The 26,007-nt window shown below is 59.7% G+C and carries 24 protein-coding genes; 10 read left to right on the forward strand and 14 right to left on the reverse strand.

Going from position 1 to position 26,007, the window contains the following annotated elements; genetic code table 11:
• The first annotated feature begins 36 nt into the window (after nucleotides 1–36).
• Nucleotides 37–1,290 carry a serine hydroxymethyltransferase gene (gene glyA, locus JTY93_RS22840; RefSeq protein WP_038443507.1) on the forward strand — a complete coding sequence of 418 codons (1,254 nt, stop codon included), beginning with the start codon at nucleotides 37–39 and terminating at the stop codon, nucleotides 1,288–1,290.
• A 283-nt stretch (nucleotides 1,291–1,573) separates the two neighbouring features.
• Here the strand turns inward: glyA and yjiA are convergent, their stop codons facing one another.
• From yjiA to JTY93_RS22855, 3 genes are all read right to left on the reverse strand, one after another.
• Complete coding sequence (gene yjiA, locus JTY93_RS22845; RefSeq protein ID WP_169999406.1) at nucleotides 1,574–2,533, reverse strand: GTPase; 960 nt, start codon at nucleotides 2,531–2,533, stop codon at nucleotides 1,574–1,576.
• Nucleotides 2,534–2,689: 156 nt separating this feature from the next.
• Complete coding sequence (locus JTY93_RS22850) at nucleotides 2,690–2,887, reverse strand: YbdD/YjiX family protein (RefSeq protein WP_029292120.1); 198 nt, start codon at nucleotides 2,885–2,887, stop codon at nucleotides 2,690–2,692.
• A 15-nt stretch (nucleotides 2,888–2,902) separates the two neighbouring features.
• Nucleotides 2,903–4,969, reverse strand: a complete 2,067-nt coding sequence (locus JTY93_RS22855; RefSeq protein ID WP_115129043.1) for a carbon starvation CstA family protein — start codon at nucleotides 4,967–4,969, stop codon at nucleotides 2,903–2,905.
• A 173-nt stretch (nucleotides 4,970–5,142) separates the two neighbouring features.
• On the opposite strand from JTY93_RS22855, the gene JTY93_RS22860 reads away from it, so the two are divergent.
• The gene (locus JTY93_RS22860) at nucleotides 5,143–5,511 is read left to right on the forward strand and encodes a PilZ domain-containing protein (RefSeq protein ID WP_205478810.1); all 369 of its coding nucleotides are present in this window, start codon (nucleotides 5,143–5,145) and stop codon (nucleotides 5,509–5,511) included.
• A gap of 119 nt (nucleotides 5,512–5,630) precedes the next feature.
• Here JTY93_RS22860 and radA read toward each other — a convergent pair whose 3' ends face one another.
• From radA to JTY93_RS22875, 3 genes are all read right to left on the reverse strand, one after another.
• Complete coding sequence (gene radA / locus JTY93_RS22865) at nucleotides 5,631–6,998, reverse strand: DNA repair protein RadA (protein WP_029292126.1); 1,368 nt, start codon at nucleotides 6,996–6,998, stop codon at nucleotides 5,631–5,633.
• A 35-nt stretch (nucleotides 6,999–7,033) separates the two neighbouring features.
• Nucleotides 7,034–7,564 (reverse strand): ankyrin repeat domain-containing protein, encoded by a 531-nt coding sequence (locus JTY93_RS22870; RefSeq protein ID WP_205478809.1) that lies wholly within the window; start codon nucleotides 7,562–7,564, stop codon nucleotides 7,034–7,036.
• Between the two features lie 138 nt (nucleotides 7,565–7,702).
• Nucleotides 7,703–9,244 carry a catalase gene (locus tag JTY93_RS22875; RefSeq protein ID WP_205478808.1) on the reverse strand — a complete coding sequence of 514 codons (1,542 nt, stop codon included), beginning with the start codon at nucleotides 9,242–9,244 and terminating at the stop codon, nucleotides 7,703–7,705.
• A 285-nt stretch (nucleotides 9,245–9,529) separates the two neighbouring features.
• Between JTY93_RS22875 and mscL the strand changes: the two genes are divergently transcribed.
• Nucleotides 9,530–9,946 (forward strand): large-conductance mechanosensitive channel protein MscL, encoded by a 417-nt coding sequence (gene mscL / locus JTY93_RS22880; protein ID WP_076963559.1) that lies wholly within the window; start codon nucleotides 9,530–9,532, stop codon nucleotides 9,944–9,946.
• Between the two features lie 59 nt (nucleotides 9,947–10,005).
• Here the strand turns inward: mscL and JTY93_RS22885 are convergent, their stop codons facing one another.
• Nucleotides 10,006–10,782 carry a ferredoxin--NADP reductase gene (locus tag JTY93_RS22885; protein WP_205478806.1) on the reverse strand — a complete coding sequence of 259 codons (777 nt, stop codon included), beginning with the start codon at nucleotides 10,780–10,782 and terminating at the stop codon, nucleotides 10,006–10,008.
• 427 nt (nucleotides 10,783–11,209) lie between these two features.
• On the opposite strand from JTY93_RS22885, the gene JTY93_RS22890 reads away from it, so the two are divergent.
• Nucleotides 11,210–11,920: a helix-turn-helix transcriptional regulator gene (locus JTY93_RS22890; protein ID WP_205478805.1), complete on the forward strand. Its 711-nt coding sequence runs from the start codon at nucleotides 11,210–11,212 to the stop codon at nucleotides 11,918–11,920.
• Between the two features lie 180 nt (nucleotides 11,921–12,100).
• Entirely contained in the window at nucleotides 12,101–13,219 is a 1,119-nt protein-coding gene (locus JTY93_RS22895; protein ID WP_205519041.1) for a methyltransferase, read from the forward strand.
• Between the two features lie 50 nt (nucleotides 13,220–13,269).
• Here the strand turns inward: JTY93_RS22895 and JTY93_RS22900 are convergent, their stop codons facing one another.
• The 3 genes from JTY93_RS22900 to JTY93_RS22910 are packed head-to-tail and all read right to left on the reverse strand — an operon-like array spanning nucleotide 13,270 to nucleotide 15,900.
• Nucleotides 13,270–13,437, reverse strand: coding sequence for a DUF2474 domain-containing protein (locus JTY93_RS22900; RefSeq protein WP_065942821.1), 168 nt, complete (start codon nucleotides 13,435–13,437; stop codon nucleotides 13,270–13,272).
• A 12-nt stretch (nucleotides 13,438–13,449) separates the two neighbouring features.
• Nucleotides 13,450–14,457, reverse strand: a complete 1,008-nt coding sequence (gene cydB / locus JTY93_RS22905; RefSeq protein WP_029292140.1) for a cytochrome d ubiquinol oxidase subunit II — start codon at nucleotides 14,455–14,457, stop codon at nucleotides 13,450–13,452.
• Nucleotides 14,458–14,460: 3 nt separating this feature from the next.
• Entirely contained in the window at nucleotides 14,461–15,900 is a 1,440-nt protein-coding gene (locus JTY93_RS22910) for a cytochrome ubiquinol oxidase subunit I (protein ID WP_205478802.1), read from the reverse strand.
• A 343-nt stretch (nucleotides 15,901–16,243) separates the two neighbouring features.
• Here JTY93_RS22910 and JTY93_RS22915 point away from each other — a divergent pair, with 343 nt between their 5' ends.
• From JTY93_RS22915 to JTY93_RS22920, 3 genes are all read left to right on the forward strand, one after another.
• Nucleotides 16,244–17,476, forward strand: a complete 1,233-nt coding sequence (locus JTY93_RS22915) for an MFS transporter (RefSeq protein ID WP_205478801.1) — start codon at nucleotides 16,244–16,246, stop codon at nucleotides 17,474–17,476.
• Nucleotides 17,477–17,558: 82 nt separating this feature from the next.
• Nucleotides 17,559–17,867 carry a transposase gene (locus tag JTY93_RS29250; protein WP_012723623.1) on the forward strand — a complete coding sequence of 103 codons (309 nt, stop codon included), beginning with the start codon at nucleotides 17,559–17,561 and terminating at the stop codon, nucleotides 17,865–17,867.
• Between the two features lie 8 nt (nucleotides 17,868–17,875).
• A complete protein-coding gene (locus tag JTY93_RS22920) occupies nucleotides 17,876–18,706 on the forward strand; it encodes an IS3 family transposase (RefSeq protein WP_240344684.1) in 831 nt (276 codons plus the stop codon).
• A 135-nt stretch (nucleotides 18,707–18,841) separates the two neighbouring features.
• Here JTY93_RS22920 and JTY93_RS22925 read toward each other — a convergent pair whose 3' ends face one another.
• The gene (locus tag JTY93_RS22925; RefSeq protein WP_205478667.1) at nucleotides 18,842–19,288 is read right to left on the reverse strand and encodes a DUF4879 domain-containing protein; all 447 of its coding nucleotides are present in this window, start codon (nucleotides 19,286–19,288) and stop codon (nucleotides 18,842–18,844) included.
• 211 nt (nucleotides 19,289–19,499) lie between these two features.
• Between JTY93_RS22925 and JTY93_RS22930 the strand changes: the two genes are divergently transcribed.
• Complete coding sequence (locus tag JTY93_RS22930; RefSeq protein ID WP_029292147.1) at nucleotides 19,500–20,795, forward strand: NCS2 family permease; 1,296 nt, start codon at nucleotides 19,500–19,502, stop codon at nucleotides 20,793–20,795.
• On the forward strand, nucleotides 20,792–21,871 hold the full coding sequence (gene trmA, locus JTY93_RS22935) for a tRNA (uridine(54)-C5)-methyltransferase TrmA (protein WP_205478665.1): 1,080 nt from the start codon (nucleotides 20,792–20,794) through the stop codon (nucleotides 21,869–21,871). The genes JTY93_RS22930 and trmA overlap by 4 nt, the downstream gene beginning before the upstream one ends.
• A 165-nt stretch (nucleotides 21,872–22,036) precedes the next feature.
• Here the strand turns inward: trmA and JTY93_RS22940 are convergent, their stop codons facing one another.
• From JTY93_RS22940 to JTY93_RS22950, 3 genes are all read right to left on the reverse strand, one after another.
• Nucleotides 22,037–22,474 (reverse strand): DUF2442 domain-containing protein, encoded by a 438-nt coding sequence (locus tag JTY93_RS22940; protein ID WP_169999395.1) that lies wholly within the window; start codon nucleotides 22,472–22,474, stop codon nucleotides 22,037–22,039.
• Nucleotides 22,471–22,899, reverse strand: coding sequence for a DUF4160 domain-containing protein (locus tag JTY93_RS22945; RefSeq protein WP_169999394.1), 429 nt, complete (start codon nucleotides 22,897–22,899; stop codon nucleotides 22,471–22,473). Before JTY93_RS22945 ends, JTY93_RS22940 begins: the two co-directional genes overlap by 4 nt.
• Nucleotides 22,900–23,072: 173 nt before the next feature.
• Nucleotides 23,073–25,823, reverse strand: a complete 2,751-nt coding sequence (locus tag JTY93_RS22950; RefSeq protein WP_205478663.1) for a TonB-dependent receptor — start codon at nucleotides 25,821–25,823, stop codon at nucleotides 23,073–23,075.
• Between the last annotated feature and the right edge of the window lie 184 nt (nucleotides 25,824–26,007).

The following is a 26,007-nucleotide window of genomic DNA, read 5'->3' on the forward strand; positions in this document are numbered from 1 at the left end:
GCCCCTCTTTTCTGCCCCCGATCCTTGAGGACCGCCATGTTCAGCCGTGATTTGACTATTGCCAAGTACGACGCCGATCTCTTTGCCGCCATGGAGCAAGAAGCTGTGCGCCAGGAAGAGCACATTGAGCTGATCGCTTCGGAAAACTACACCAGCCCTGCGGTGATGGAGGCTCAAGGTTCGGTTCTGACCAACAAGTACGCCGAAGGTTATCCGGGCAAGCGTTACTACGGCGGTTGCGAATTCGTCGATATCGTCGAGCAACTGGCCATCGACCGTGCCAAAGAGCTGTTCGGCGCCGATTACGCCAACGTCCAGCCACACGCCGGCTCCCAAGCCAACGCGGCCGTGTACCTGGCCCTGCTGCAAGGCGGCGACACCATCCTGGGCATGAGCCTGGCCCACGGCGGTCACCTGACCCACGGCGCCAGCGTTTCGTCCTCCGGCAAGCTGTACAACGCTGTGCAGTACGGCATCGACGGCAATGGCCTGATCGACTACGACGAAGTCGAGCGCCTGGCGGTCGAGCACAAGCCAAAAATGATCGTGGCCGGTTTCTCTGCCTACTCGCAGATCCTCGACTTCCCACGCTTCCGTGAAATCGCCGACAAGGTTGGCGCCTACCTGTTCGTCGACATGGCCCACGTGGCCGGTCTGGTCGCCGCTGGCGTCTACCCGAACCCGGTGCCTTACGCTGACGTCGTGACCACTACGACCCACAAGACCCTGCGCGGTCCACGTGGTGGCCTGATCCTGGCTCGCGCCAACGCCGATATCGAGAAGAAGCTGAACTCCGCGGTATTCCCGGGTGCCCAGGGTGGCCCGCTGGAGCACGTGATCGCCGCCAAAGCGATCTGCTTCAAGGAAGCGTTGCAGCCTGAGTTCAAGACTTACCAGCAACAAGTGGTGAAAAACGCCCAGGCCATGGCCAGTGTGTTCATCGAGCGCGGTTTTGACGTGGTTTCCGGCGGTACTGAAAACCACCTGTTCCTGCTGTCGCTGATCAAGCAGGACATCTCCGGTAAAGATGCTGACGCAGCCCTGGGCAAAGCCTTCATCACCGTCAACAAGAACTCGGTACCGAACGACCCACGTTCGCCGTTCGTCACCTCGGGCCTGCGCTTCGGCACCCCGGCCGTGACCACTCGTGGCTTCAAGGAAGCAGAGTGCAAGGAACTGGCTGGCTGGATCTGCGACATCCTGGCAGACCTGTCCAACGAAGCCGTGATCGACGCGGTACGTGAGAAGGTCAAGGCCATCTGCAAGAAGCTGCCGGTATACGGCGCTTGATTGCAGTCGCTTGAATAAAAAGCCCGCTGTGTAGGAGCGAGCTTGCTCGCGAAAAACGTCAACGGTAAGGCGTGCATCCTGAATGCACGCGGTGCCTATGAGTTCTTCGCGAGCAAGCTCGCTCCTACAGGCGGGCTTTCTTATGCCGATTTGAATTTGGAATGTAGATCAAAAGGTGGGAGCGGGCTTGCTCGCGAAAGCGGTGTATCAGTCAGCATATGCATCAACTGACAGGTCGCTTTCGCGAGCAAGCCCGCTCCCACATTTTTGACTGTGTTTCAGGTCAGGATTGGTAAACGCGCGCAAAACCTGCGCGGATTTTGTCTTCCGGCAATTCGTCGGCAATAAACACAATCACACTCTCCCGCGCCTCGCCCTCGGCCCATTCGGTGTCCCAATCGAACCCGTAGAGCTTGAGCACGCCCTGGAACACCATGCGCCGATCCTCCCCGGCAATGTTCAGTACGCCCTTGTAGCGCAGCAGTTGCTTGCCATGTTCTTCCAGCAGTTCGTTCATGAACTCACTGAGGCGGTCGATATCCAGCGGTTGTTCGGTGCGCAGCACCAGGCTGGAGATACGGTCGATGGAAGGTGCCTGGCTGACCGGGCGCAAGGTCATGCCCGCGTTGAGATTGAAGCCGCGCACATCCAGTAGTTCAGCCAAATCGATCTTGCCATGTTCCACCACGCGAATCGGCGCGCGACGGTTGATGCGCGTCAGGCGCTGGCTGAGGGCCTCGAAACTGGCGTCGTCCACCAGATCGCGCTTGCTCACCAGCAGGCGGTCGGCAAAGCCGATCTGGGCCTGGGCGATGGTCTGGGTCAGGTGGTGTTCGGCGTGGGCGGCGTCCACCAGGGTGATGATGCCGTCGAGGATATAGCGTTCGCGCAGTTCTTCATCGATGAAAAAGGTCTGAGCCACCGGCGCCGGGTCGGCCAGGCCGGTGCACTCGATCACCAGGCGGTCGAAGGCGATCTCGCCGCTGTCCAGGCGTTCGAGCAGCAGGTACAGGGCTTTGGTCAGGTCGGTGTGGATGGTGCAGCACACGCAGCCGTTGGACAGGGTCATGACTTGGACCGGCTCATCGCCCAGCAACTGGGTGTCGATACCGGCGTCGCTGAATTCGTTTTCGATCACGGCGATTTTCAAGCCGTGTTCGGCCTTGAGCAGATGACGCAACAAGGTGGTCTTGCCAGCGCCGAGGAAGCCGCTGAGGACGGTGACGGGGATGGGAGAGGACAAAAATATTCTCCTGAAAAATGGGAACGCAAAAACCACTGTAGGAGTGAGCTTGCTCGCGAAGAACGTCAACGATAACGCGTGCTATCAGGATGCACGTGGTGTCCTTGGGTTTTTCGCGAGCAAGCTCGCTCCTACAGTTAAAGCAGTTTTACCAACTTAACAGCACTTGGGCCCGCCCTTGCCGCCGTAACGGGCTTCCTGGCGTTCCCGGAAGAACGCCTTGTAGTCCATCATCGGCTTGTCCGGGTGCTTGGTTTGCATATGCTCGACGTAGGTGTCGTAGTCGGGCATGCCGACCATCAGGCGTGCGGCCTGACCGAGGTATTTACCGAGGCGACCAATGTCATTGAACATGTTTGCAACCCTCTATCACGCGTCCGGCATGGCTTGGAATGGCGCTTCTTTATCCGTACGTTCCTTGGTACCCCAGGCGGCCACGCCGACTTTGATCGCATAGAACAGGATGCTGAAGACCACGAACAGGAACAGTACCGTCAGCGTCGCGTTGGTGTAGGCGTTCCAAATCACATGCTGCATCTGGTCGATGCTCTTCGCCGGAGCGAGGATCTGCCCGTTGGCCAGCGCATCGCTGTACTTCTTGGCCAGCGACAGGAAGCCGATGGCCGGGTTGGCGTCGAACAGCTTGATAAAGCCTGCGGTGGTGGTGCAGATCAGCAGCCAGACAGCCGGCAGCAGCGTGACCCAGATGTAGCGCTGGCGCTTCATTTTGATCAGCACAACAGTTGCGAGCATCAGCGCGATACCGGCCAGCATCTGGTTGGAGATGCCGAACAGCGGCCACAAGGTGTTGATGCCACCCAGCGGGTCGATCACGCCTTGATACAGCAGGTAACCCCACATCGCCACACAGCCTGCAGTTGCGATCAGGTTGGCGGTCCAGGACTCGGTACGCTTGAGCGCCGGAACGAAAGAGCCGAGCAGATCCTGGAGCATGAAGCGACCGGCACGGGTACCGGCGTCAACTGCAGTCAGGATGAACAGTGCTTCGAACAGGATCGCAAAGTGGTACCAGAATGCCATGGTGTTTTCACCCGGCAGCACACTGTGCAGGATCTGCGCGATACCGACCGCCAGGGTCGGCGCACCGCCGGCACGGGCCAGGATGGTGGTTTCACCGATATCGTTGGCCACTGCCTGCAGCGCTTCCGGGGTAATTGCAAAGCCCCAACTGCTGACGGTCTGCGCAACGGTCACCACATCAGTGCCGACAATCGCCGCAGGGCTGTTCATGGCGAAGTACACGCCTGGCTCGATCACCGAAGCGGCAACCATGGCCATGATGGCGACGAACGACTCCATCAACATGCCGCCATAACCGATGTAGCGCGAGTGGGCTTCATTGGCCAACAACTTGGGCGTGGTGCCCGAGGAGATCAGCGCATGGAAGCCGGACACCGCACCACAGGCGATGGTGATGAACAGGAACGGGAACAGGCCGCCCTTCCATACCGGGCCAGTGCCATCGATAAACTGGGTCAGCGCTGGCATTTTCAGGTCAGGCATGGTGACCAGGATGCCGATCGCCAGGGCGATGATCGTGCCGATTTTCAGGAACGTCGACAGGTAGTCACGGGGCGCCAGGATCAGCCACACCGGCAGTACCGCCGCCACGAAACCGTAGCCGACCAACATCCAGGTGATCTGGATCCCGGTGAAGGTGAAGGCCTTGGCCCATACCGGATCAGCGGCGATCTGCCCACCCAGCCAGATCGAACCCAGCAGCAACAGCACGCCGATGATCGAGATCTCGCCGATGCGGCCCGGGCGGATGTAGCGCATGTACACGCCCATGAACATCGCGATCGGGATGGTCGCCATCACCGTAAAGATGCCCCACGGGCTTTCAGCCAGGGCCTTGACCACGATCAGCGACAGCACCGCGAGGATGATGATCATGATCAGGAAGCAGCCAAACAGCGCGATGGTCCCGGGAATGCGGCCCATCTCTTCGCGAACCATATCCCCCAGGGAGCGGCCGTTGCGACGAGTGGACAGGAACAGGATCATGAAGTCCTGCACCGCACCCGCCAGCACCACACCGGCAATCAGCCACAGGGTACCTGGCAGGTAGCCCATCTGCGCGGCCAAGACCGGCCCGACCAAAGGACCTGCACCGGCAATGGCGGCGAAGTGGTGACCGAACAGAATATGTTTGTTGGTCGGCACATAGTCCAGACCGTCGTTGTTGATCACTGCGGGGGTGGCCCGCCGTGGATCGAGTTGCATCACATTATTTGCGATGAACAGGCTGTAGTAACGATAAGCCACCAGATAAATGGCGACTGCCGCGACTACAATCCACAAGGCGTTGATCGCCTCGCCGCGACGCAAAGCCACTACGCCCAGGGCGCACGCTCCTACGATTGCCAGCAACAGCCAGGGTAGATGGCGGAGCAGGCTATTATTATTTTTCATTTTTATATTCCAGCCAGGTTGGACAGAAAGACAGCCAGTCCGAGTTTAGCGCGCTGCGCCTTAAAGACCAGCCCCCTACGTTGGTCTAGAGCCTTGCCGGGGTGAAAAAGGCAGAAATAAACGCCCGATAATGGCGCAAGGCTACAATTGCTGTACCTACCGAGGGTTTCACCATGAGCGAGCAGCCATCAGATCGACGCCGTTTTCGGCGGATTGCCTTCGATGCCAAGACCGAACTCAAGCAGAACGGCCAGAAATGGCCTGTGCAGTTAGTGGATTTATCGCTCAAAGGGCTGCTGGTACAAAAGCCCACGCCATGGCTGGCCAAGGGTGACGAGCCGTTTGATGTGGACATTCATTTGGACGCCGATACGGACGTCAGCATGCAAGTGCGGCTGGCCCATGACGACAACGGGCAACTGGGGTTTGTCTGTAAGCATATCGACGTGAACTCGATCAGCCACTTGCGCAGGTTGATCGAGCTGAATCTGGGGGATGAGGACGAGCTGCATCGGGAGCTGGGCGAGTTGCTGAGCATCTGACGATGCGCACACGTCAATGTGTGGCTTGCCTGCGATGGCGACGTGTCAGTCAGGGATGCATCGACTGATTCGACGCCATCGCAGGCAAGCCAGCTCACAAGGTTCTGTGGTGCTGCGGGTTACTCGAACAAGGCATCCAGAGCCTGTTCCAGACGCGTCACCGCAATCACCTGCAAGCCTGGTGGCGCCTCCTTCGGTGCATTGCCCTTGGGCACGATGGCGCGCTTGAAGCCATGCTTGGCCGCCTCCTTCAGACGCTCCTGGCCGCTGGGCACCGGGCGTACCTCGCCCGACAGGCCCACTTCACCAAACACCAACAGGTCATGGGGCAATGGCCGATTGCGCAGGCTCGACATCACGGCCGCCATCAATGCCAGGTCCGACGCGGTTTCCAGCACCTTGACGCCGCCGACCACGTTGAGGAACACGTCCTGGTCATGGGTTGGAATCCCACCGTGGCGATGCAGCACCGCCAGCAGCATCGCCAGGCGGTTCTGATCCAGGCCCAGGGTCACACGGCGCGGGTTGGCCAGATGGCTGTCGTCCACCAGGGCCTGGACTTCCACCAGCATTGGCCGGGTGCCCTCCCACGTCGCCATCACCACACTGCCCGGGACCTCTTCCTGGGCGCGGGTCAGAAAAATCGCCGAGGGGTTGGAGACTTCTTTGAGCCCCCGGTCCGTCATGGCGAACACCCCCAGTTCGTTGACCGCTCCGAAACGGTTTTTTACCGCCCGCAACAGACGCAGGCGCCCGTCGGACTCGCCCTCGAAATACAGCACCGTATCGACCATATGCTCCAGCACCCGCGGGCCGGCCAACGCGCCTTCCTTGGTGACATGGCCGACCAGGAAAATCGCCGTACCGCTTTGCTTGGCATAGCGCACCAGCAGTGCCGCGCTCTCCCGCACCTGGGACACCCCACCCGGTGCCGATTGCAGTTGCTCGGTGAAGATCGTCTGGATCGAGTCGATCACCATCACCTTGGGTTTTTCCACACGGGCGGTGGCGATGATGCTTTCGATACAGGTCTCGGTCATGACCCGTAGCTGGTCCTGGGGCAAGCCCAGGCGACGGGCGCGCATGGCCACTTGCTGCTGGGATTCTTCGCCGGTGACATACAAGGCCGGCATACGGCTGGCGATGCTGCACAGGGTCTGCAGGAGGATGGTCGACTTGCCGATGCCCGGATCACCGCCGATCAGCACTACAGAGCCGTCCACCAGGCCGCCACCGAGCACCCGGTCAAGCTCGCCGGAAGCGGTGGAGAAGCGCGGAATTTCTTCGACGCTGACTTCAGCCAGGGTCTTGATCTGGGCTTGCTGGCCGGTCCAGCCTGCGCGACCGGTGGGTGCTGCGGCGCCGCCACTTTCAATCATGGTTTCAGTGAGGGTGTTCCACGCCCCACATTCGCCACACTGGCCCGCCCATTTGGGAAAGGTCGCGCCGCACTCCGTGCAGCCGTACATGCGCTTGGCCTTTGCCATCTGAGAACCTCCAACCGAAAAACCGCGATGATAGCTCAGCGCGGCGGTGCGGTACGGATTTCCCCGTTGGCCAATCGTGTAGCGCTGTTGCCCAGCGGGTCTTCGGCGTTCAGGTCAGCGCCTTGGGCCTTGAGCGCATCAAGCAATTCGACGCGTTTGAACAGCCCGGCGTACATGGCCGCCGTCTGTCCGGCGCCGTTGCGTTGGTCGGGGTTGCAGGCGGTGCCCAGCAAGCGCCGGGCAATGCTCAGCTCGCCCTTGAAGATCGCGCCCATCAACGCCGTATTACCGCGGTTGTCCTGCACGCACGCATCGGCACCGGCCGCCAGCAGTTGCTCCACGGCCGGCCCCTGCCCGTGATAGGCGGCGAGGATCAGCGCGGTGTAACCCTTGTCATCAACGGTATTGAGGGAATAGCCGGACTCGATAAAGGTGTTGAGCATTTCCACGTCGCCACGCCGGGCGGCGTCGAAGTAGTAATCCTGTAACTGCGCCTTGAGCGCCTGCGGCTCGGCGAACACGCTCAAGGACCAGCAGGCCAAAAGCGCCCCAATAAAGCTACGCATCTTCAAAATCCTCTACGACCCCCTGTAGGAGCGAGCTGGCTCGCGAAGAACGTAAGGGCACCGCGTTAATCCTGAATGTACGCGGTGCCCTTGAGAGTTTCGCGAGCAAGCTCGCTCCTACAGAAGTGGGTATTAAGATCAGTCGTTCAGTTTTTCGGCCAGGGCCTTGACGCGTGACAGATCACCCTTGGCCACTTTGGCCACGCCAGTGCCATATTCCGGGTCGGCCTTGTACAGGAACGACAGAATAATGTGCTTGCTGACGTCATCCGTGGTCGCCAGGGAGCCACCGAAGCTGTCGATCAAGTCCTGGCGTTCCTTCTTGCTGAAGGAGCGATACAAGTCGCCCGCCTGCTTGAAGTTCTGCTCACGCTGGATCTTCGCCTGCTGGGTGCTGCCGGCAAGGGCCATCTGGCTGTAACGCGCACTTTGCGGCTCTTCCCGCGGTTCCAGGCGGCTTGGCTGGTAATTCACGCCGCTGCTGGTCTTGCCGAAGTTCATCGCGCCATCCTGGTTACCGTTGTTGACGGTGACCCGTGGTGCGTTGATCGGCAATTGCAGGGCATTGGCGCCCAGGCGGTACATTTGCGTATCCGCATAGGAGAACACTCGGCCTTGCAACAGACGGTCTTCCGACGGTTCGATGCCCGGCACCAGGTTTGCCGGGGCCATGGCCACTTGCTCGGTTTCCTGGAAGACGTTGGCCGGGTTGCGGTTGAGCACCATCTGCCCAACTTTGCGTTCTGGAACATCGGGCCAGATCTTAGTGGCGTCCAGAGGGTCGAAATCAAACTTGGCCAGCTCTTCAGGCTTGAGGACTTGTACATACAGATCCCACTTGGGGAAGTTGCCCTTGTTGATCTGTGTGACCAAGTCGTTAGTCAGATGGCTGTAATCACGGCCCTGGACGTCAACAACTTGCTTGGGGTCCAGATTCTTGATGCCTTGCAGGCTCTTCCAGTGGAACTTGACGTAATGCACTTGCCCCTTGGCATTGATCAACTTGTAGGCATGGACGCCATTGCCATCCATCTCTCGGTAACTGGTCGGCGTGCCGGAGTTCGAATACAGCTCGGTCAAGGTCCGGGTAGCTTCAGGAACATGGGAGAAGAAGTCGAAACGACGGGAGTCGTCATCCAGGTTAGTGCGCGGGTCCGGCTTGAACGCATGCACCATGTCCGGGAACTTGATCGCATCACGGATAAAGAATGTCGGGAAGTTGTTGCCCACCAAGTCCCAGTTACCTTCGGCGGTATAGAACTTGGTGGAGAAACCGCGAGGATCGCGCAATGTTTCCGGGGAGTGGTTGCCGTGGACCACGGACGAGAAGCGCACAAACACCGGCGTGGCTTCGCCGGCCGCAAATACTTTGGCCTTGGTCAGGTCGCTGAGGTTATCAGTGACCGTGAAGGTGCCATGGGCGCCCGTGCCACGGGCATGCACCACACGCTCGGGAATGCGCTCGCGGTCAAAGCGCTGCAGCTTCTGGATCAGTTGCACATCCTGGAGCAGGACCGGGCCGTTCGCACCCGCGGTCTGCGAGTTCTGGTTGTCACCCACCGCCGCACCGTTATCGCGGGTCAGGTTGGCGGCACTGACCGACAACGACAATAGACTGATACCGGCAACCAACAGCAGATTGCGCGCAGCAATAGGCCTGCGACTAATAAGGTTTTTCATCAAGGATTCCTCTGGTTTTATAGGCACTTTTAAGGGTGCATGCCAAAGGCTAGTGATCCTGGCGCCAGAAGATAAATAGAAAACCCCCACCAACCCGATTGAAAAAATAGTGTGTTAAGCCACTGAAATAGCGGGTATTTCGCGCGCGATTGATGGCACTTTGCAAACTATTTGCGTTTTAATGTGTCGATTACAACGAGCTTTGTTAACAGTTGTGTCGAGCAAGCCACTGCAGACTGACTTACACTAAGTTCCTCTCCTCTCAACTGTAACAAGGAATAACCAATGGGCGTGATCAGTGAGTTCAAGGCCTTCGCGGTCAAAGGTAATGTGGTCGACATGGCGGTCGGTATTATCATCGGCGCCGCCTTCGGCAAAATTGTTTCGTCCTTTGTAGGCGACGTGGTAATGCCTCCAATCGGCCTGCTGATCGGTGGGGTGGATTTCGGTGACTTGGCGGTAACGCTCAAGGCAGCCCAGGGCGATGTTCCAGCAGTGGTCCTGGCCTACGGCAAATTCATCCAGAGCATCATTGACTTCGTGATCGTCGCGTTCGCAATCTTCATGGGCGTCAAGGCCATCAACCGCCTCAAGCGTGAAGAAGCCGCCGCGCCAAGCCTGCCGCCGGTGCCGACCAAAGAAGAGGAACTGCTGGGAGAGATCCGCGACCTGCTCAAGGCTCAGAACAACAAGCCCCTGTAGCCGACCTGCAACACCTGTCGGCCACTTAAAAAAGGCGCCTCTGACCGGGCGCCTTTTTGCTACCAGTAGTTTTCTACCGCCACCTGCCCTGGCCGACGCGCCAGGCTCAATTGCATATCGCGCTGTTTGAGCAACGTGCGGGTGTCGTCGATCATCTGCGGGTTGCCGCAAATCATCACCCGCGAATGCTCTGGCGTCAGAGCCACGCCCGCCGCACGTTCCAGTTCACCATTTTCGATCAGGGTGGTGATACGCCCATTCAATACGCCCGGGAGCTTCTCACGGGTCACGATGGGCAGGTAGGTGAGTTTATAGGCGTGTTCCTTAAGGTAGTCACGCTCGCCCAACTCCTGGATAAGTGTCTGGTAGGCCAGCTCGCGAGCCTCGCGGGCGCTGTAGACCAGAATGATGCGCTCGAATTTTTCCCAGACTTCAAAGTCCTGCAGGATCGACAGAAACGGCGCAATGCCGGTGCCGGTACCCAGCAACCACAGGTCCCGGCCATCGACAAACCGGTCCAGGGTCAGAAAGCCGGTGGCTTGGCGCTCCACCAGCAGGTCATCGCCGGCACGCAAGCGGCTCAATTCACTGGTGAACTCTCCGCCGGGAACCACAATGGAGAAGAACTCCAGGAACTCATCGAAGGGCGACGACACCACCGAATAAGCGCGCCACACCAGGCTGCCATCGGGCTTGCTCACACCCAGGCGGACAAACTGCCCCGCGACAAAACGAAACCCCTGGTCGCGGGTGGTGCGCAAGGTAAACAGACTGGGGGTCAATGACTGCACTTCAATCAGGGTCTGGCGTGTGAATTTTTCAGCACTGGCCGTCATAGTGGGCTCCGGGCGACAGGTAACCCCTAGTGTCGCCCAAAGTGGCGCCGGCAAACACCGTTGGTTTGTAGTGACATCCGCCCAGCCGGCGACAACCGGCGTGTATCACTGCTGCAACAGCACTTTAGTACTAACCCTATTATGCAGCCCAAACCATTTCGCGATTAACCCGCCCTTGGACCTTGCATCGCAACAGCCACTCTTGAGCGAGCATTTAACAGCACGCGGTTAACCCTTTAAAAGAGAAAGAAAATCGGCTGAGGGAAGAAAACGCCGCCTGTTATCCATCTCGCAAACCGACTAAAAATCATCGTTATAAGTACGAAAATTCCCATCGACATTCTAGGAGCTGTCCTACACTCGATCGATACCGGCAAGGGGAGCCGCGTTACGAATAAGTCTGTGTGCGACTCATGGAGAGTTACCGATGGTCAAATGGCGAAACACACGTCTACCTAAACTAGAGGGTGAGGATGAGGTGGCAACGATGTTCGAGGCAGCTCTGAACATCACATACGAGCTAGGCTTCGAATACTGTGGCTTTTTGATGGGATCCAATGCTCTTTACCGCCCCAACAGAAACATCCGCCTCGACAACTATCCCGATGAATGGAACAAAGTCTACCGAGCAGAAAACTACTTCGAAATGGATCCCTTGGTCTGCCATTGCAAGCGCGATGTGCTGCCGATCGTATGGGAAGAAAAAACCTTCGCGGCGGTACCGGACATGTGGGTTCACGCACAAGCCAATGGCTTGAACCATGGCTGGTCCCAGTCAGTACATGACTTCCGCGGACTTTTCAGCATGATCAGCCTGGGCCGCCATAAGGGGCCGGTTAAAGCCCATGAACTTTACGAAAAGGCCGGCCAGGTGCTGTGGATATGTCATGCACTGCATACCGTTGCCGCTCAGTCCTATGTCAAAGAGCAGTGTTTCAACAAATCCAACAAACTCACCAGCCGTGAGACGGAGATTCTGCAATGGTCAGCCATGGGCAAGACGGCTGCCGACATTGCAACAATTCTGTGCCTGTCCGAGCGTACCGTTGGCTTTCATATCAGTAGCTCCATGAAGAAGCTCGGGGTCTCCAATAAGATTGCGGCAGTATTCTGCGCTGTCAGACAAGGTCTTTTCTAAACGCAACCAGCCCGAACCACTAAAAACACTGAATGTAATCCCCTCGAAAAAAACGTAACATTTACGGCCAGTTCTGAGTGATAACGCAGCTCCTCAACGCCCGCGTCGCAGTTCACTCAGAAGGTACTTCGCCCCGCGAGGAACACCCGCCGATTATCCAGAGTTCCCCCGCCATGCCCCCTGCTCGATAGCCCCTTCGCCCAACTCGACCTGATCCGCCAGCCCGAGCAGCCAAATGAACCGCTGCAAGCATTCGATGCAGCCGATGAATACCTGCTTGCCTATCTGGCCGCGCAGCAGCCGGCCAGCCACACCCGCGTGCTGGTGCTCAATGACAGTTTTGGCGCACTGGCCGCCAGTCTGGAAGGGCATGTGCACGTCACCAGCAGTGGTGATTCGTTTCTGGGCACCCAGGCCTTGCAAAAAAACCTGCTGCGCAATGGCAAGGCCTTCGATGCCGTATCGCTCGTGCCCGCCAGCCAGGCATTGTGCGGGCCGTTCGACCGCGTCCTGATCCGGGTGCCGAAAACCCTGGCGCTGCTGGAAGAACAGTTGATCCGTCTGCAAGGCCAATTGGCGCCCGGCGCCGAAGTGATCGCTGGCGCGATGGTCAAGCATCTGCCTCGGGCAGCCGGTGAACTGCTGGAGCGCTACATCGGCCCGATGCACGCCTCGCTGGCGGCGAAGAAGGCCCGGCTGCTGATCGCCACCCTGGCCGAACGGCCTCAGGCCGTGTCGCCCTACCCCACGCGCTATCGCCTCGACGCTCCGGCCATCGAACTGCTCAACCATGCCAACGTGTTTTGCCGCGAAGGCCTGGACATCGGCACCCGCGCCTTCCTCCCGCACCTACCACAAAACCTGGGCAGCGCGCGCGTGGCAGACCTGGGTTGCGGCAATGGGGTACTGGCCATTGCCAGCGCCCTGCTCAACCCCGAAGCGCAATACACCCTGGTTGATGAGTCCTATATGGCCGTGCAATCGGCCACCGAGAACTGGCAGGCAGCGCTGGGCGAACGGGCCGTCAACATTCGTCCCGGCGATGGCCTGGCAGACCAGGAACCGCAATCGCTGGACGTGGTGCTGTGCAACCCACCGTTCCACCAACAGCAAGTAGTGGGCGACTTCCTCGCCTGGCGCATGTTCCAGCAGGCCCGCGAAGCGTTGGTGGTCGGTGGCGCCTTGTACATCGTCGGCAACCGCCATCTGGGTTATCACAGCAAACTGGCGCGGCTGTTCCGTGGTGTGGAGCAGGTGGCGGCGACGCCAAAGTTCGTGATCCTCAAGGCCCGCAAATAATCCCAGGCAAAAAAAACCCTCCGCAAGGAGGGTCATAAAACCGCAGGATGTCAGTGGGTGCTCAAGCCTGCAGCGTTCATGAACATGCGCATCAGGCTAGCCACCACGAACAGGGCCAGGACGCTGCCGGTCCAGATCATCGCCAGCCAGCCCAGGCGCTGCCAGAGCGGCTTTTTCTCGGCCTGTTCGATGTCGTCCAGTGAAGGTTTACCGCTCATGGTGCAGGCCTCCTAGTGATAGCCGTCTTCATGGGTCACCTTGCCGCGGAACACGTAGTAGCTCCAGAAGGTGTAGCCCAGGATGAATGGGATGATGAACAGCGTACCCACCAGCATGAAGCCCTGGCTTTGTGGCGGCGCGGCAGCGTCCCAGATCGAGACCGACGGCGGGATGATGTTTGGCCACAGGCTGATGCCCAGGCCGCTGTAGCCCAGGAAGATCAGCACCAGCGTCAACAGGAATGGCGCGTAATGGGCATTGCGGGCCACGGCACGCACCAGGGCGTACATGGTCACCAGCACCAGGATCGGCACCGGCAGGAACCAGAACAGGTTCGGCAGGGTGAACCAGCGCGAGGCGATGTCCGGGTGGGCCAGGGGCGTCCAGATGCTGACAATGCCAATCACTGCCAACACTACGAACGCCAGGGGCCGCGCCAGATTGTGCATCTGCTCCTGCAACTTGCCTTCAGTCTTCATGATCAGCCAGGTGCAACCCAGCAGGGCATAGGCCACGATCAAGGCCACACCGCAAAACAAAGCAAACGGTGAGAACCAGTCCAATGAGCCGCCGGCGAACTGGCGGTCAACCACCGGAATGCCTTCAATGAATGCCCCCAGCGCCACGCCCTGGAAGAAAGTGGCCGCCAGCGAGCCGCCGATAAACGCCTTGTCCCACAGGTGGCGTTTGTCATCCTTGGCCTTGAAACGGAACTCAAAAGCCACGCCACGGAAGATCAGGCCGATCAGCATCAGGATCAGCGGCAGGTACAGCGCCGAAAGCACCACCGAGTAGGCCAGCGGGAACGCGCCGAACAACGCCGCGCCCCCCAGTACCAACCAGGTTTCGTTGCCGTCCCACACCGGTGCGACGGTGTTCATCATCACGTCGCGGTCAGTCTTGCCTGGGATAAACGGAAAGAGAATGCCGATCCCCAGGTCGAAGCCATCCATGACCACGTACATCATGATGCCGAAGATGATAATCACGGCCCAGATCAGCGGAAGATCAATACCCATGACTCAATTCCCCTTGTTCAGAGTGTCGCCGTGATCGGCGTCGCCGCTGTCATCGGCCGCCGACAATGGACGCGCCGGGGTGCGTTGCTGCCCGGGGCCGCCGTGGGCTGGCTCGGTGCTTTCGTGGGTGACCGGGCCTTTGCGCACCAGGCGCATCATGTAGCCCAGGCCGGCACCGAACAGCGCGAAATACACCACCACAAACAGCGCCAGGGTGATGCTCATCTGCACAAAACTGTGGTTGGAAGAGGCGTCTGCCGTGCGCATCAAGCCGTAGACCACCCAGGGCTGGCGCCCGATTTCGGTGGTGAACCAGCCGGCCAGGATCGCAACCAACCCCGACGGGCCCATCCACAGCGCCAGGTACAGGAACGGTTTGTTGGTGTACAGCCTGTCGCCCTTGCGCAGCCAGAGGCTGAACAGGCCGGTGAGGATCATCAGCATGCCCAGGCCGACCATGATGCGGAACGACCAGAATACGATGGTCGAGTTGGCGCGATCCTCAGGCGGGAACTCCTTGAGGGCCGGCACTTGCTTGTCCAGGGAGTGGGTGAGGATCAGGCTGCCCAGGTAGGGAATCTCCACTTTGTACTTGGTGCGCTCTTCCTTCATGTCCGGCCAGCCGAACAGGATCAGCGGGGTCGGCTCGTTACCGACGTTTTCCCAGTGACCTTCAATCGCAGCAATTTTCGCCGGCTGATGCTTGAGGGTGTTGAGGCCGTGGAAGTCACCGATCACCGCCTGGATCGGCGCAACGATCAGCGCCATCCACATCGCCATCGACAGCATGGTGCGGATTGCCGGAGTGTCCTTGCCCCGCAGCAGGTGCCAGGCCGCCGAGGAGCCGACGAAGAACGCCGTGGCGACAAACGCTGCGGTGGCCATATGCGCCAGGCGGTAGGGGAACGAGGGGTTGAAGATCACGGCCAGCCAATCGGTGGGGATCACCCGGCCATCGATGATTTCAAAGCCTTGCGGCGTCTGCATCCAGCTGTTGGAGGCGAGGATCCAGAACGTCGAGATCAAGGTACCGACGGCCACCATCACCGTGGCAAAGAAGTGCAACTTGCGCCCGACCTTATTCCAGCCGAACAGCATCACCCCCAGAAAACCCGCTTCGAGGAAAAACGCGGTGAGCACTTCGTAGGTCAGCAAGGGCCCCGTGACGGAACCGGCGAAGTCCGAGAAGCGGCTCCAGTTGGTGCCGAACTGATAGGCCATGACCAAGCCCGAGACCACCCCCATGCCGAAGTTGACGGCAAAGATCTTCGACCAGAAATGGTAGAGGTCACGGTAGGTATCGTTGTGGGTCTTGAGCCACAGGCCTTCCAGTACCGCCAGGTAACTGGCCAGGCCAATGGTGATGGCCGGGAACAGGATATGGAACGAGATGGTGAACGCGAATTGAATTCGGGCGAGATCGAGCGCCTCCAAACCGAACATAAGTCTTCCTCTGTCAGGTAATACCGGCTGCTGGCTGGTGGCCTGCACCCACTGCCCCCACGGATATGGAGTGTGGCGAATTGCAATTCGTTCTTTTTTTACCAACCACGTAGGGATTCTGGCCTTTTGGCCGCCATACCAACGCCCCAATAAGCATTGATCTGGATCAAGCAACGATGAAAGAGTAGTCCCATTTTCCGGCTTGGACTGTGTGGTCTTTTGCCGCGTGACAGGATGACTCAGCGAAATAGATGCCTTGCTAAGGATATTTCCTTGGCAGCAACTATTTGTTACAGCTTGATGCTAATCTCGGCGCTTCCCAGGTTCAGTCCAGTCCTTGCCGATGCCCAGTGAAACCCCGCTGCTGTTACGTCATCACCGCCCGTTTATTGCGTTTTGGCTGGCCCGGATTTTTACCGCCAGCGGCTTCCAGATGCTCACCGTGGCCATCGGCTGGAACCTCTACCAACTGACGGGCAATGTGCTGGACCTGGGGTTGGTAGGCCTGGTGGAGTTTGTGCCGCGGGTGCTGTTCATGCTGCACACAGGGCACGTGGCCGATCGTTACGAACGACGCAGAGTCGCCGCCATTTGCCAGACGTTGCAGGCGTTAATCGCCTTGGTGTTGGTCATTGGCAGCCTGACGGACAATGTCACCCGCGAGATGATTTTTATCCTCGCCTTCCTGCTGGGCGCAGCCCGCTCCTTCGAACTGCCCACCACCCAGGCCCTGCTACCGAGCATCGTGCCCAGTGCCCTGTTCCCACGGGCGGTGGCGGCGGCGCAGTCGGCCCAGCAATCGGCAACCATCGTCGCGCCGGCACTGGGCGGCCTGCTCTATGCCTTCGGCAGCGCCTGGGTGTATGGCCCGACCGTATTGCTGTACCTGATTGCCTGCCTGCTGACCCTCAACCTGCCCGCCCGACAGACCCCGCTGAACAAGGGCAAGGCGACGCTGGACTCGTTGCTGGCAGGGATTCGTTTTATCCGCAGCCGACCGGACATCCTCGGGGCGATTTCCCTGGACTTGTTCGCCGTGCTGCTGGGCGGCGCCACGGCGTTGCTGCCGGTGTTTGCCAAGGACATCCTGCTGACCGGCCCCTGGGGCCTGGGACTGCTGCGCTCGGCGCCGGCGGTTGGGGCGCTGGTGATGTCATTGTGGCTGGCGCGGTTTGCCGTGGATCGGCATGTGGGCCGCGTGATGTTTACCGCTGTCGGCGTGTTTGGCGTGGCGACCATTGCCTTTGGCCTGTCCACCTCGTTCTGGTTCTCGCTGGCGGTGCTGGTGGTACTGGGGGCGGCGGACATGATCAGCATGGTGATCCGCGCGTCATTCGTGCAGCTGGAAACCCCCGACGAAATGCGCGGGCGGGTCAGTGCAGTCAATGGCTTGTTTATCGGGGCGTCCAATCAGTTGGGCGAGTTCGAGTCCGGCGTCACCGCCCACTGGCTGGGCACGGTGCCCGCCGTGGTGCTGGGCGGGGTCGGCACGCTGGTGGTGACCGGAGTGTGGATCAAGCTGTTCCCGACGCTGGCCAAGCGGGACCGCATGCATACCCCACCCGAAACGCCCTGAACCTGTAGGAGCCGGCTTGAACTGGCCTAATGATCCCGGACACCTCTTAAGGGCGATATGATTCGCCCAACCAGGAGGTTCCATGCAAGAACGAAAGACCTACACCCGCGAGTTCAAGCAACGTGCTGCAAGCATGGTTCTTGATGATAACTGCTCAGTTCCTGACGTCTGTGCATCGATGGACGTTGGCCCTACGGCTCTGCGCCGCTGGGTTGATCAGGTTCGTAAAGAACGTCAGAAAGGGCAGCCAGTGGCAGGTACCAAAGCAATCAGCGACGAACAGCGAGAGCTTCAACAGCTGCGAGCCAAGGTCAAGCGCCTGGAGACCGAGGCTGAAATCTTAAAAAAGGCTACGGCTCTCTTGATGTCGGATCCCGATCGTTTTTCCTGATCGAGGAGCTGAGGGAGTCGAGCTCATATCCGACCCGTCTGCTTTGTAGTGCGCTGGGCGTTTCCCGCAGCGCGTTTTATGACTGGCTTAAGCGTCGCTCAGCGCCGAATGCCAAGCGTGACGCGCTCAGAGCAAAAGTCGTGCAACTGCATGTCGAAAGCCGGGGAAGTGCAGGCGCGCGGATGATCTCTCAGCACTTGAAGGCCCAGCAGATCAAGGTGGGACGGCATCTGGCCGGAAGACTCATGGCGGAGGCAAACCTGGCCAGCAGACAGCGCCGCCGCCATCAGTATCGCTCTAGAGGCGTCGAAGCATTTGTGGCCAAGAACCTGCTCGAGCGTAACTTCGAGCCAACCGCAATCAATCAGGTCTGGTGCGGCGACGTTACCAGCCTGATGGTTGGGAAGCGCTGGTATCACTTGGCAGCGGTCATTGATCTGTTCGCCCGTCGAATCGTTGGCTGGGCGTTTTCTCTGGTCAATGACGCCAACCTGGTTAGCAGAGCGCTGAGAATGGCGGTGGAGGTTCGAGGCAAACATGCAGGCTTGATGTTTCATTCGGATCAAGGCTGCCAATACACCAGCCAGCTCTTTCAGTCCGCACTGCTGGAGCATGGGATAGCGCAAAGCATGAGCCGTAGGGGGCAGTGCTGGGACAACGCGCCAACAGAGCGTTTCTTCGGGACACTCAAATCAGAGTGGGTGCCCACCAAGGGCTACACAACAGTTGAAGAAGCCAGGCAGGATATGACCAGCTTCTTCATGCGATACAACCGAATCAGGCTCCACAGCTACAACAACTACCTGTCGCCAATAGCCATGGAGCAGCAGTCGGCTTAATTACCGTAGTCGGTGTCCGGAAAAACTTGACCAGAACAGCTTGCCGGCGAAAAACCAGAGAGCAACACGGGCCACCAGACACCCCGCGTTATCGTTGACGACTTTCGCCGGCAAGCCGGCTCCTACAGAGGGCCATCATTGGATGCGCAACTGAGTCTTCAGGGTATTGCGGGGCACATTGATCGACGTGTTGCTGTACTCGAACCAGCCCGCGGCGCGGATATTCACGTCAAATACATAGATGTAGCCCATCAACGTGCCAGCGCCATTGCAGGCCTGGCTGATGGAGCCCACCTGGCAGATCGCCGTTTTCTGCCCTGCAAGCCGCGCCCCATCAAAGGTGGCGATGGAATTATTGCCCAGCCCCACTTCCATCACCGAAACCCGCGTCAGGCCACGATGCTCGCACCGCCGGGTGCTCTCGACGCCGTCGGCGATGGACTCGCTGCACACCTGGGATTGCACCTTGAAGACCCGCACCTCGCTCAAGGCCGGTGCAGGCGCGCCCCATGCCGGTGCCGCCGCCGGCCACAGGCCAATACAGGCGAACGGAGCTAGACTCCACGCGATGGCTTTTTTCATGCTTTGGATGACCCTGGACTGAACGTCGACGGAGTATGCCCCAAGGCCACACTCAACAAAACCGAGGCCGGACGCCACAGGCCGCCGACCTGCTGGTATGATGCGCCGCTTTTTCCGATCCTCTGTAGAAAACACGCGGCGCTTGGCGCAGTTTGTGCTTTGACTTTGAGGTCAACAAATCACGGCGCCAAGCGCGCCACAGGGAGCAGGCATGCTGGAAAAGCTGTTTCAACTCAAGGCACACAACACCAACGTGCGTACCGAGATTCTGGCCGGTATCACGACATTCCTGGCCATGGCCTACATCCTGTTCGTCAACCCGAGCATCCTCGGCGAGACCGGCATGGACAAGGGCGCGCTGTTTGTCGCTACCTGCCTGGCGGCGGCCATCGGCTCGACGATCATGGGCCTGATCGCCAACTACCCGATTGCCCTGGCACCGGGCATGGGCCTGAACGCCTTCTTTACCTACACCGTCGTGCTGCATCTGGGGCATACCTGGCAAGTGGCGCTCGGCGCGGTATTTATCTCCGCCGTGCTGTTTTTCCTGCTGTCGATCTTCCGCATCCGCGAATGGATCATCAATGCCATCCCCCTGCCCCTGCGTTCGGCGATTGCCGCCGGTATCGGCCTGTTCCTGGCGCTGATCGCCCTGCATAACGCAGGGATCGTGGTCAGCAACCCGGCGACTATGCTGGGCATGGGCGACCTGGCAAAGCCGGCGCCGATCCTGGCCACCCTGGGTTTCTTCCTGATCGTGGCCCTGGAAGCCCTGAAAGTGCGCGGTGCAGTGTTGATCGGCATCCTCGCGGTGACCGTCGCTGCCATCGCGCTCGGCGTGACCCCCTTCGGCGGCGTGGTTTCGATGCCTCCGTCCCTGGCTCCGACCTTCCTGCAACTGGATATCGCCGGCGCCCTCGACGTAGGCTTGATCAGCGTGATCTTCGCCTTCCTGTTCGTTGATCTGTTCGACAATTCCGGCACCCTGATCGGCGTCGCCAAGCGCGCCGGCCTGATGGGCAAGGACGGCCACATGCCGAAAATGGGGCGCGCCCTGATCGCCGACAGCACCGCGGCCATGGCCGGTTCGCTGCTGGGTACCTCGACCACCACCAGCTACATCGAGTCGGCTGCTGGCGTGAGTGCCGGCGGCCGCACGGGCCTGACCGCCATCGTGGTGGCGATCATGTTCCTGCTGGCGCTGTTCTTCTCGCCACTGGCGGCCAGCGTCCCGGCGTTTGCCACCGCTCCCGCGCTGCTGTTTGTCGCGGTGCTGATGACCTCGGGCCTGGCGGAAATCGACTGGGACGATATTACTGTTGCCGCACCGGTGGTGATCACCGCCCTGGCGATGCCCTTCACTTACTCCATCGCCAATGGCATCGCCTTCGGCTTCATCGCCTGGACCGGTATCAAGCTGCTTACAGGCCGCTACCGTGAACTCAACCCAGCGCTGGTGATCCTGTCGATCCTGTTCGTGATCAAGCTAGGCTGGTTCCCCGCATGACTTTTGACGCAGCAAGTTACGCCCTGCAACTGCAAGAAAAGGTCACGCGCTTGCGTGACCTGCTCGCGCCGTTCGACGCGCCCGAGCCGCAGGTGTTCGATTCGCCCCTGCAGAACTTTCGCCTGCGCGCCGAGTTCCGTCTGTGGCGCGAAGACGGCCAGCGCCACTACGCGATGTTCTCCCAGGACGACAAGCGCACGCCGATCCTGATCGAAGAATTCCCTATCGCCAGCCTGCGTATCAACCAGTTGATGCCGCAACTCAAGGCCGCCTGGCAAGACAGCGCCGCCCTGAGCCACAAGCTGTTCCAGGTGGAGTTCCTCACCACCCTGGCCGGCGATGCAATGATCACGCTGTGCTATCACCGCCCACTGGACGAGCATTGGCACACCGCTGCCAACAAGCTGGCTGCCGACCTGAACGTCAGCATCATCGGCCGCTCCAAGGGCAAGCGCGATGTGATCGGCCACGACTACGTGGTCGAGAAACTCGCTGTCGGCGGTCGCACCTTCAGCTATCGCCAGCCCGAAGGCGCGTTCACCCAGCCCAACGGCACGGTGAACCAGAAGATGCTCAACTGGGCCTATGACGCCCTGGGCGATCGCAGTGATGACCTGCTGGAGCTGTATTGCGGCAATGGCAACTTCACCCTGCCCCTGGCGACCCGCGTGCGCAAAGTGCTGGCCACCGAGATCAGCAAGACCTCGGTCAACGCCGCCCTGAGCAACCTCGATGAAAACGCGGTGGATAACGTGACCCTGGTGCGCCTGTCCGCCGAAGAACTGACCGAAGCCCTGAACGAAGTGCGGCCGTTCCGACGCCTGCACGGTATTGACCTCAAGAGCTACGAGTTCGGCAGCGTATTCGTCGACCCGCCCCGCGCAGGCATGGACCCGGATACTTGCGAGTTGACCCGGCGTTTCGAAAACATCCTGTACATCTCCTGCAACCCGGAAACGCTGGCGGCGAACATCGCACAACTGCACGACACACACCGCATCACCCGCTGTGCGATGTTCGACCAGTTCCCATGGACCCACCATATGGAATCAGGCGTGCTGCTGACCCGGCGCTAACCCTTTAGGCCATAGCAGATCCAAAAATGTGGGGCTTATGTGGGAGCGGGCTTGCTCGCGAATGCGGTGGATCAGTTGCCAAGTAGTTGGCTGACCTACCGCATTCGCGAGCAAGCCCGCTCCCACATAAGCCCGTACACATTGGATTGGCGGGTATCCCCCGGCTTATTCTTCCTTACGCGGCCGACCGCCCTTCTTGCCATTGGCGCGGGCGGCCTCGGACTTGGCGGCACTGGTTTTACGGCCGTTACGCGATGCCACCATGCTCGCAGCCAGGTCCATCAACGGCTGGCTGGTGGCGATCAGGCCTGTGATCGATACATGCAGGTCACGGGCTTCACAGCACAGCGCCTTGCCACCAAAACCGACCTCCAGTGCCTGAAAGTCCTGCACAGAAAAACCCTCGAACTCGGCAAGGCCGGCCACTGGCAACATGATGCGGCTACCGTCGCCGAAGCCGATGCAAATGCAGTCATTTGCGTAACCCACTGAACTGGCATGGGCGTGCACCCGCTTGAGCTTGCGCCCACGAGCCACGGCCTTATCGATGTCGGCCTCAGTGATCGGGACATCGGGCCGTACTTTGGCTTTTACAACTTTCATAACTCAATCTCCACGGATCCTGGCGCCCTCACCAGATTCAAAATGGTTCGCCGCCCTGCAACATCGTGCCGGGCACTGGCAATCACGTAGACACCCCGCCGGATAACCAGCCCCGGCACAACCTCATCGGCCTCCCAGTCCCAGGAATGGTTGTCCAGGCAGACCGTTTGCAGCTTCTCCCACCAGATCCTGCGGGCCCGCGCCAGATAATGCTGCTGCTTCAACGTCTGGCGAATACCTTCCAGAACTGCACCGGATGGTCGCCGCCGCTCAGGATCCACATCCCACAACGCCACATCGCCATCCAGAAAACTGAAACGAAAACGCGCATCCCAGTCCTTGCCCATGACATGTACGTGGGGCGGGCAATGCTCATCCCTGAGCAACACTGCAATCACATGTCCTTTGTAAGTGCCTACTCTCATCGTAACCCATCCGTTAGGTTATTTATTACCGATCAGCGCCTGCTCGGGCCCCAACCGACAGCCGGCTGCTTCTAAATGCCAGGGCTGCCTCACAGACTAGTAACGAATGACACGGCTTCAAATGCCGGGTTGTAACCGCGAATGCCCAAGACCTGCGGGCTCAAACGCCTTGCTCAGAACCGGTATTCGAGCATCCCGCTCAACGTGCGGCCCCGCGCCAGGCTGAGGTTGTTGGCGTCGCCCATGGCCACGAAATAGGCTTCGTCGGTGGCGTTTTCCAGGGCCAGGCCAAGGTTCAGGTGGTCGGTCATCCAGTAACTGGCGTACAGGTCGTAGAGGGTGTATTGCGGCCACAGCGCCTGGTCGATGAAGTCGTAGCCCTGCTGGTCGAGGTTGGCACCGTTACCCGAGCTGTAGCGCACACGCACCCCGGTATCCAGGCGTTTTTCCAGGAACCGCGCACCCAGCGTCAGCGAACCGCGATCTGCTGGCATATAGGTAGCGTTGCCCATGATCCGGCCGCAACTCTCCTTGTTGTTGGCAACCTCATCATCCAGCACTTCATAAGTGGTGACCGGTCTGATCCCCGGGCGGCCGTCGGGACGAATGTAGGATTCGATACGCGTAGTCCTCGGCCCACTGGTCTTGGCCCCGCCCATGTAATAGTTCTTCGAGCAGAAGTCGTTACTGCCGATCATATGGGTGTAGCTCAGGTTGGCGTAGGCCCGGCCCATGTCGTAGTTGAGCTGGTATTCCACACCGCGAAAGCGCGTCGGGTTGGTGTTGTTGACGTAGGCCATGGTCCCGAGAAAACCGCCGACACTGGTCTCCGGCAAGCTGACGCTGTGGTTGAGGAACGAGAAGTTTTCGATCTTGGTATCGAAGTAAGCGACCTTCATGCCCAGGCGGTCGTCATTGAAAAACAGCCCTTCCTTGAACACATTGACGCCCATTTCCCAATCCCGCGACTCTTCATTCTTGAGGTAAGGATTGGGAAACACCCGCTCTGACGAATTGCCGCCATGGGGCCGACCGGTCATGAAGGTCTCCGTGACAGCAGGCGGACGCCAGCCCTTGCCCCAGCGCGCATAGAGTTGCATCCACTCCAGCCCTGGCTTGACGCCGATGCCAAACGTGGGCGAGAAGCGCCCCTCTTCATTGTCGATATCAAACACTTCGGCCACACGCTTGGCCCCCACCAGGCTGTTGTAGAAGCGATCACGCCTGTACAGGGTCATCCCGGTTTGGCCTTCCAGCCGGTAGCGGTCGTAACGCAGACCGGCATCCAGGGTCAGCCAGTTGTCATATTCGTATTGCAGGCTGTTGAACAGGCTGGCGATGGTGCGCTTGCCGCCCGGGGTATCGCCTTCGACGTACGGCAGCAGGCCCTGCAGGTTGACCGCCTCGACCTTGTTGCTGCGCGGTTTGAATTCGTCCTGGTACATCTCCAGGCCGTAGGTCCAGTTGACCCGTCCAAGGGTATTGAAATCAAAGCGCGAGGTGTTGTCCGCCTGCAGGCCCCAGGTATCGGTCTGGAAGTGGTCGGTGTAACCGCCGACCTCGTTGCCCGTGCCCGGCGTCGCCAGGTTCGGCGTATTGGTCCGCGCCAATTGAGTGGTGACGTAATACGCCTTGGCCTTGAAGTCGATCAGGGGGTTGTCCGGGGTGTAGCTGTAGTCCAGCGCGACATTCTTGGCGTTGAGGTTGTTCTTGCTCACACGCCGGTAGTAAACGCTTTGCTCATCGTCGGCGGTATAGGCCCAGGCGTCGTTGCTGTCGCTGTCGCTTTGCAGGTAGCTCAGTTGCACACGCTGATCGTTGGGCAGGTTCAGGCCCAGCTTGACGATCTGCGAGCGGGTCACACTGCCCATGTCGCCGACTTCACTGTTCAACCAATCGTCAAAAGCCTCGGGCTGTTGCTTGCGCGCGCGCAGGTTGGTCCCCAGCTTCTGGTCGTTGTGGGTACCGGCGCGGTAATCGCCAAAATGCCGTTCGCTGTAGCCCAGCAGCACATCGCCACGCTCATCGCCAAAGGCAAACACGCCGCTGCCATTGAAGTAGGTGCCATTGCCCAGTTTGCCGATGCCGTTACCTGCGCGCAGGCGCCCGCCGTACTCCTTGCCATCGGCCAAAAATTCACTGGCATCCAGGGTCTTGAATGACGCGATACCACCGAGCACCGCCGCACCGCCCATGCCCGACTGGCTGCCTTTGTCGATCTCGATGCTGGAGACAAATTCAGGGTCGATCACCATGGTTCCGTTGCGCTGCTGGTGGCCGTTGACGTTGAAGTTCTGGCGCATGCCATCGATGTTCATATTGACCCGGCCATAATCCTGCACCCCACGGATATTCACCGACAGGCCAGGGTCACGCTGGTTGACGGCGGTGTAGACACCGGCGGTTTCCTCGAGCATGTCGGCGGCGTGCCGGGGTGGGCGCTTGTCGATCTGCTCGCGGGTGATGACCGCCACCGAGCGCGGGGTTTCATACACCCAGTCACTGGGCTTGCCGTGGGTATTGGCGTTGATGGTGGTGGTGCCGACGGTCAACGCGCCGTCCTGTTCGACGCTGACGCGATTGAGGGTGACCTGGCGTTCGCCGGTAAAGCGATACTCCACCGGCGCGCTGCCCAACAAGCGTCCCAGGCCTTCCTGGACACTGTACTGGCCCTTCAACGCGGTGCTGCTGAGACCTTGCAGGCGCGGGCTGTCGAACAGCACCTGCAGAGCGGCCTGGTCGGCAAAGGCCAGGACTGCACCGCCCAGGGGTTGGGCGGGAATATCGAACATCAGCGTCGCAGGCTGCGAAGCGCCGGCCACAGGAGCAGCGGCGTAGGCCTGCCCTGCGCAGGCAAACAGACCCAAGTGAATGGCCAGGGCCAACCGACTGCCGGTGGTGCGCCCTTTGGTGATTGCAGACATTGTGGTGATCCCTTCGCTGAGCGTTTTTTGTTTATGCGAATACTTCTCGATTAGCAAGACGCGTCAGGCACAGGGAGTCAGTAAGTGTTTCTGAAAATTGTTTGAAGATCAGCCAGGAATGCGGGCTTGTGTAGGAGCTGGCTTGCCGGCGATGCAGGCAACTCGGTCTACCAGGAAGACCGAG

The organism is Pseudomonas hygromyciniae, from assembly GCF_016925675.1.
In the GTDB taxonomy this organism is placed as follows: domain Bacteria; phylum Pseudomonadota; class Gammaproteobacteria; order Pseudomonadales; family Pseudomonadaceae; genus Aquipseudomonas; species Aquipseudomonas hygromyciniae.

Excerpts from the sequence above, each read along its gene's own strand:
- glyA (WP_038443507.1), top strand. The coding sequence starts at position 37 with ATGTTCAGCCGTGATTTGACTATTGCCAAGTACGACGCCGATCTCTTT.
- JTY93_RS22850 (WP_029292120.1), bottom strand. The coding sequence starts at position 2,887 with ATGTTCAATGACATTGGTCGCCTCGGTAAATACCTCGGTCAGGCCGCA.
- JTY93_RS22855 (WP_115129043.1), bottom strand. The coding sequence starts at position 4,969 with ATGAAAAATAATAATAGCCTGCTCCGCCATCTACCCTGGCTGTTGCTG.
- JTY93_RS22860 (WP_205478810.1), top strand. The coding sequence starts at position 5,143 with ATGAGCGAGCAGCCATCAGATCGACGCCGTTTTCGGCGGATTGCCTTC.
- radA (WP_029292126.1), bottom strand. The coding sequence starts at position 6,998 with ATGGCAAAGGCCAAGCGCATGTACGGCTGCACGGAGTGCGGCGCGACC.
- JTY93_RS22870 (WP_205478809.1), bottom strand. The coding sequence starts at position 7,564 with ATGCGTAGCTTTATTGGGGCGCTTTTGGCCTGCTGGTCCTTGAGCGTG.
- JTY93_RS22875 (WP_205478808.1), bottom strand. The coding sequence starts at position 9,244 with ATGAAAAACCTTATTAGTCGCAGGCCTATTGCTGCGCGCAATCTGCTG.
- mscL (WP_076963559.1), top strand. The coding sequence starts at position 9,530 with ATGGGCGTGATCAGTGAGTTCAAGGCCTTCGCGGTCAAAGGTAATGTG.
- JTY93_RS22885 (WP_205478806.1), bottom strand. The coding sequence starts at position 10,782 with ATGACGGCCAGTGCTGAAAAATTCACACGCCAGACCCTGATTGAAGTG.
- JTY93_RS22890 (WP_205478805.1), top strand. The coding sequence starts at position 11,210 with ATGGTCAAATGGCGAAACACACGTCTACCTAAACTAGAGGGTGAGGAT.
- JTY93_RS22900 (WP_065942821.1), bottom strand. The coding sequence starts at position 13,437 with ATGAGCGGTAAACCTTCACTGGACGACATCGAACAGGCCGAGAAAAAG.
- cydB (WP_029292140.1), bottom strand. The coding sequence starts at position 14,457 with ATGGGTATTGATCTTCCGCTGATCTGGGCCGTGATTATCATCTTCGGC.
- JTY93_RS22910 (WP_205478802.1), bottom strand. The coding sequence starts at position 15,900 with ATGTTCGGTTTGGAGGCGCTCGATCTCGCCCGAATTCAATTCGCGTTC.
- JTY93_RS22915 (WP_205478801.1), top strand. The coding sequence starts at position 16,244 with ATGCCCAGTGAAACCCCGCTGCTGTTACGTCATCACCGCCCGTTTATT.
- JTY93_RS29250 (WP_012723623.1), top strand. The coding sequence starts at position 17,559 with ATGCAAGAACGAAAGACCTACACCCGCGAGTTCAAGCAACGTGCTGCA.
- JTY93_RS22925 (WP_205478667.1), bottom strand. The coding sequence starts at position 19,288 with ATGAAAAAAGCCATCGCGTGGAGTCTAGCTCCGTTCGCCTGTATTGGC.
- JTY93_RS22930 (WP_029292147.1), top strand. The coding sequence starts at position 19,500 with ATGCTGGAAAAGCTGTTTCAACTCAAGGCACACAACACCAACGTGCGT.
- trmA (WP_205478665.1), top strand. The coding sequence starts at position 20,792 with ATGACTTTTGACGCAGCAAGTTACGCCCTGCAACTGCAAGAAAAGGTC.
- JTY93_RS22940 (WP_169999395.1), bottom strand. The coding sequence starts at position 22,474 with ATGAAAGTTGTAAAAGCCAAAGTACGGCCCGATGTCCCGATCACTGAG.
- JTY93_RS22945 (WP_169999394.1), bottom strand. The coding sequence starts at position 22,899 with ATGAGAGTAGGCACTTACAAAGGACATGTGATTGCAGTGTTGCTCAGG.
- JTY93_RS22950 (WP_205478663.1), bottom strand. The coding sequence starts at position 25,823 with ATGTCTGCAATCACCAAAGGGCGCACCACCGGCAGTCGGTTGGCCCTG.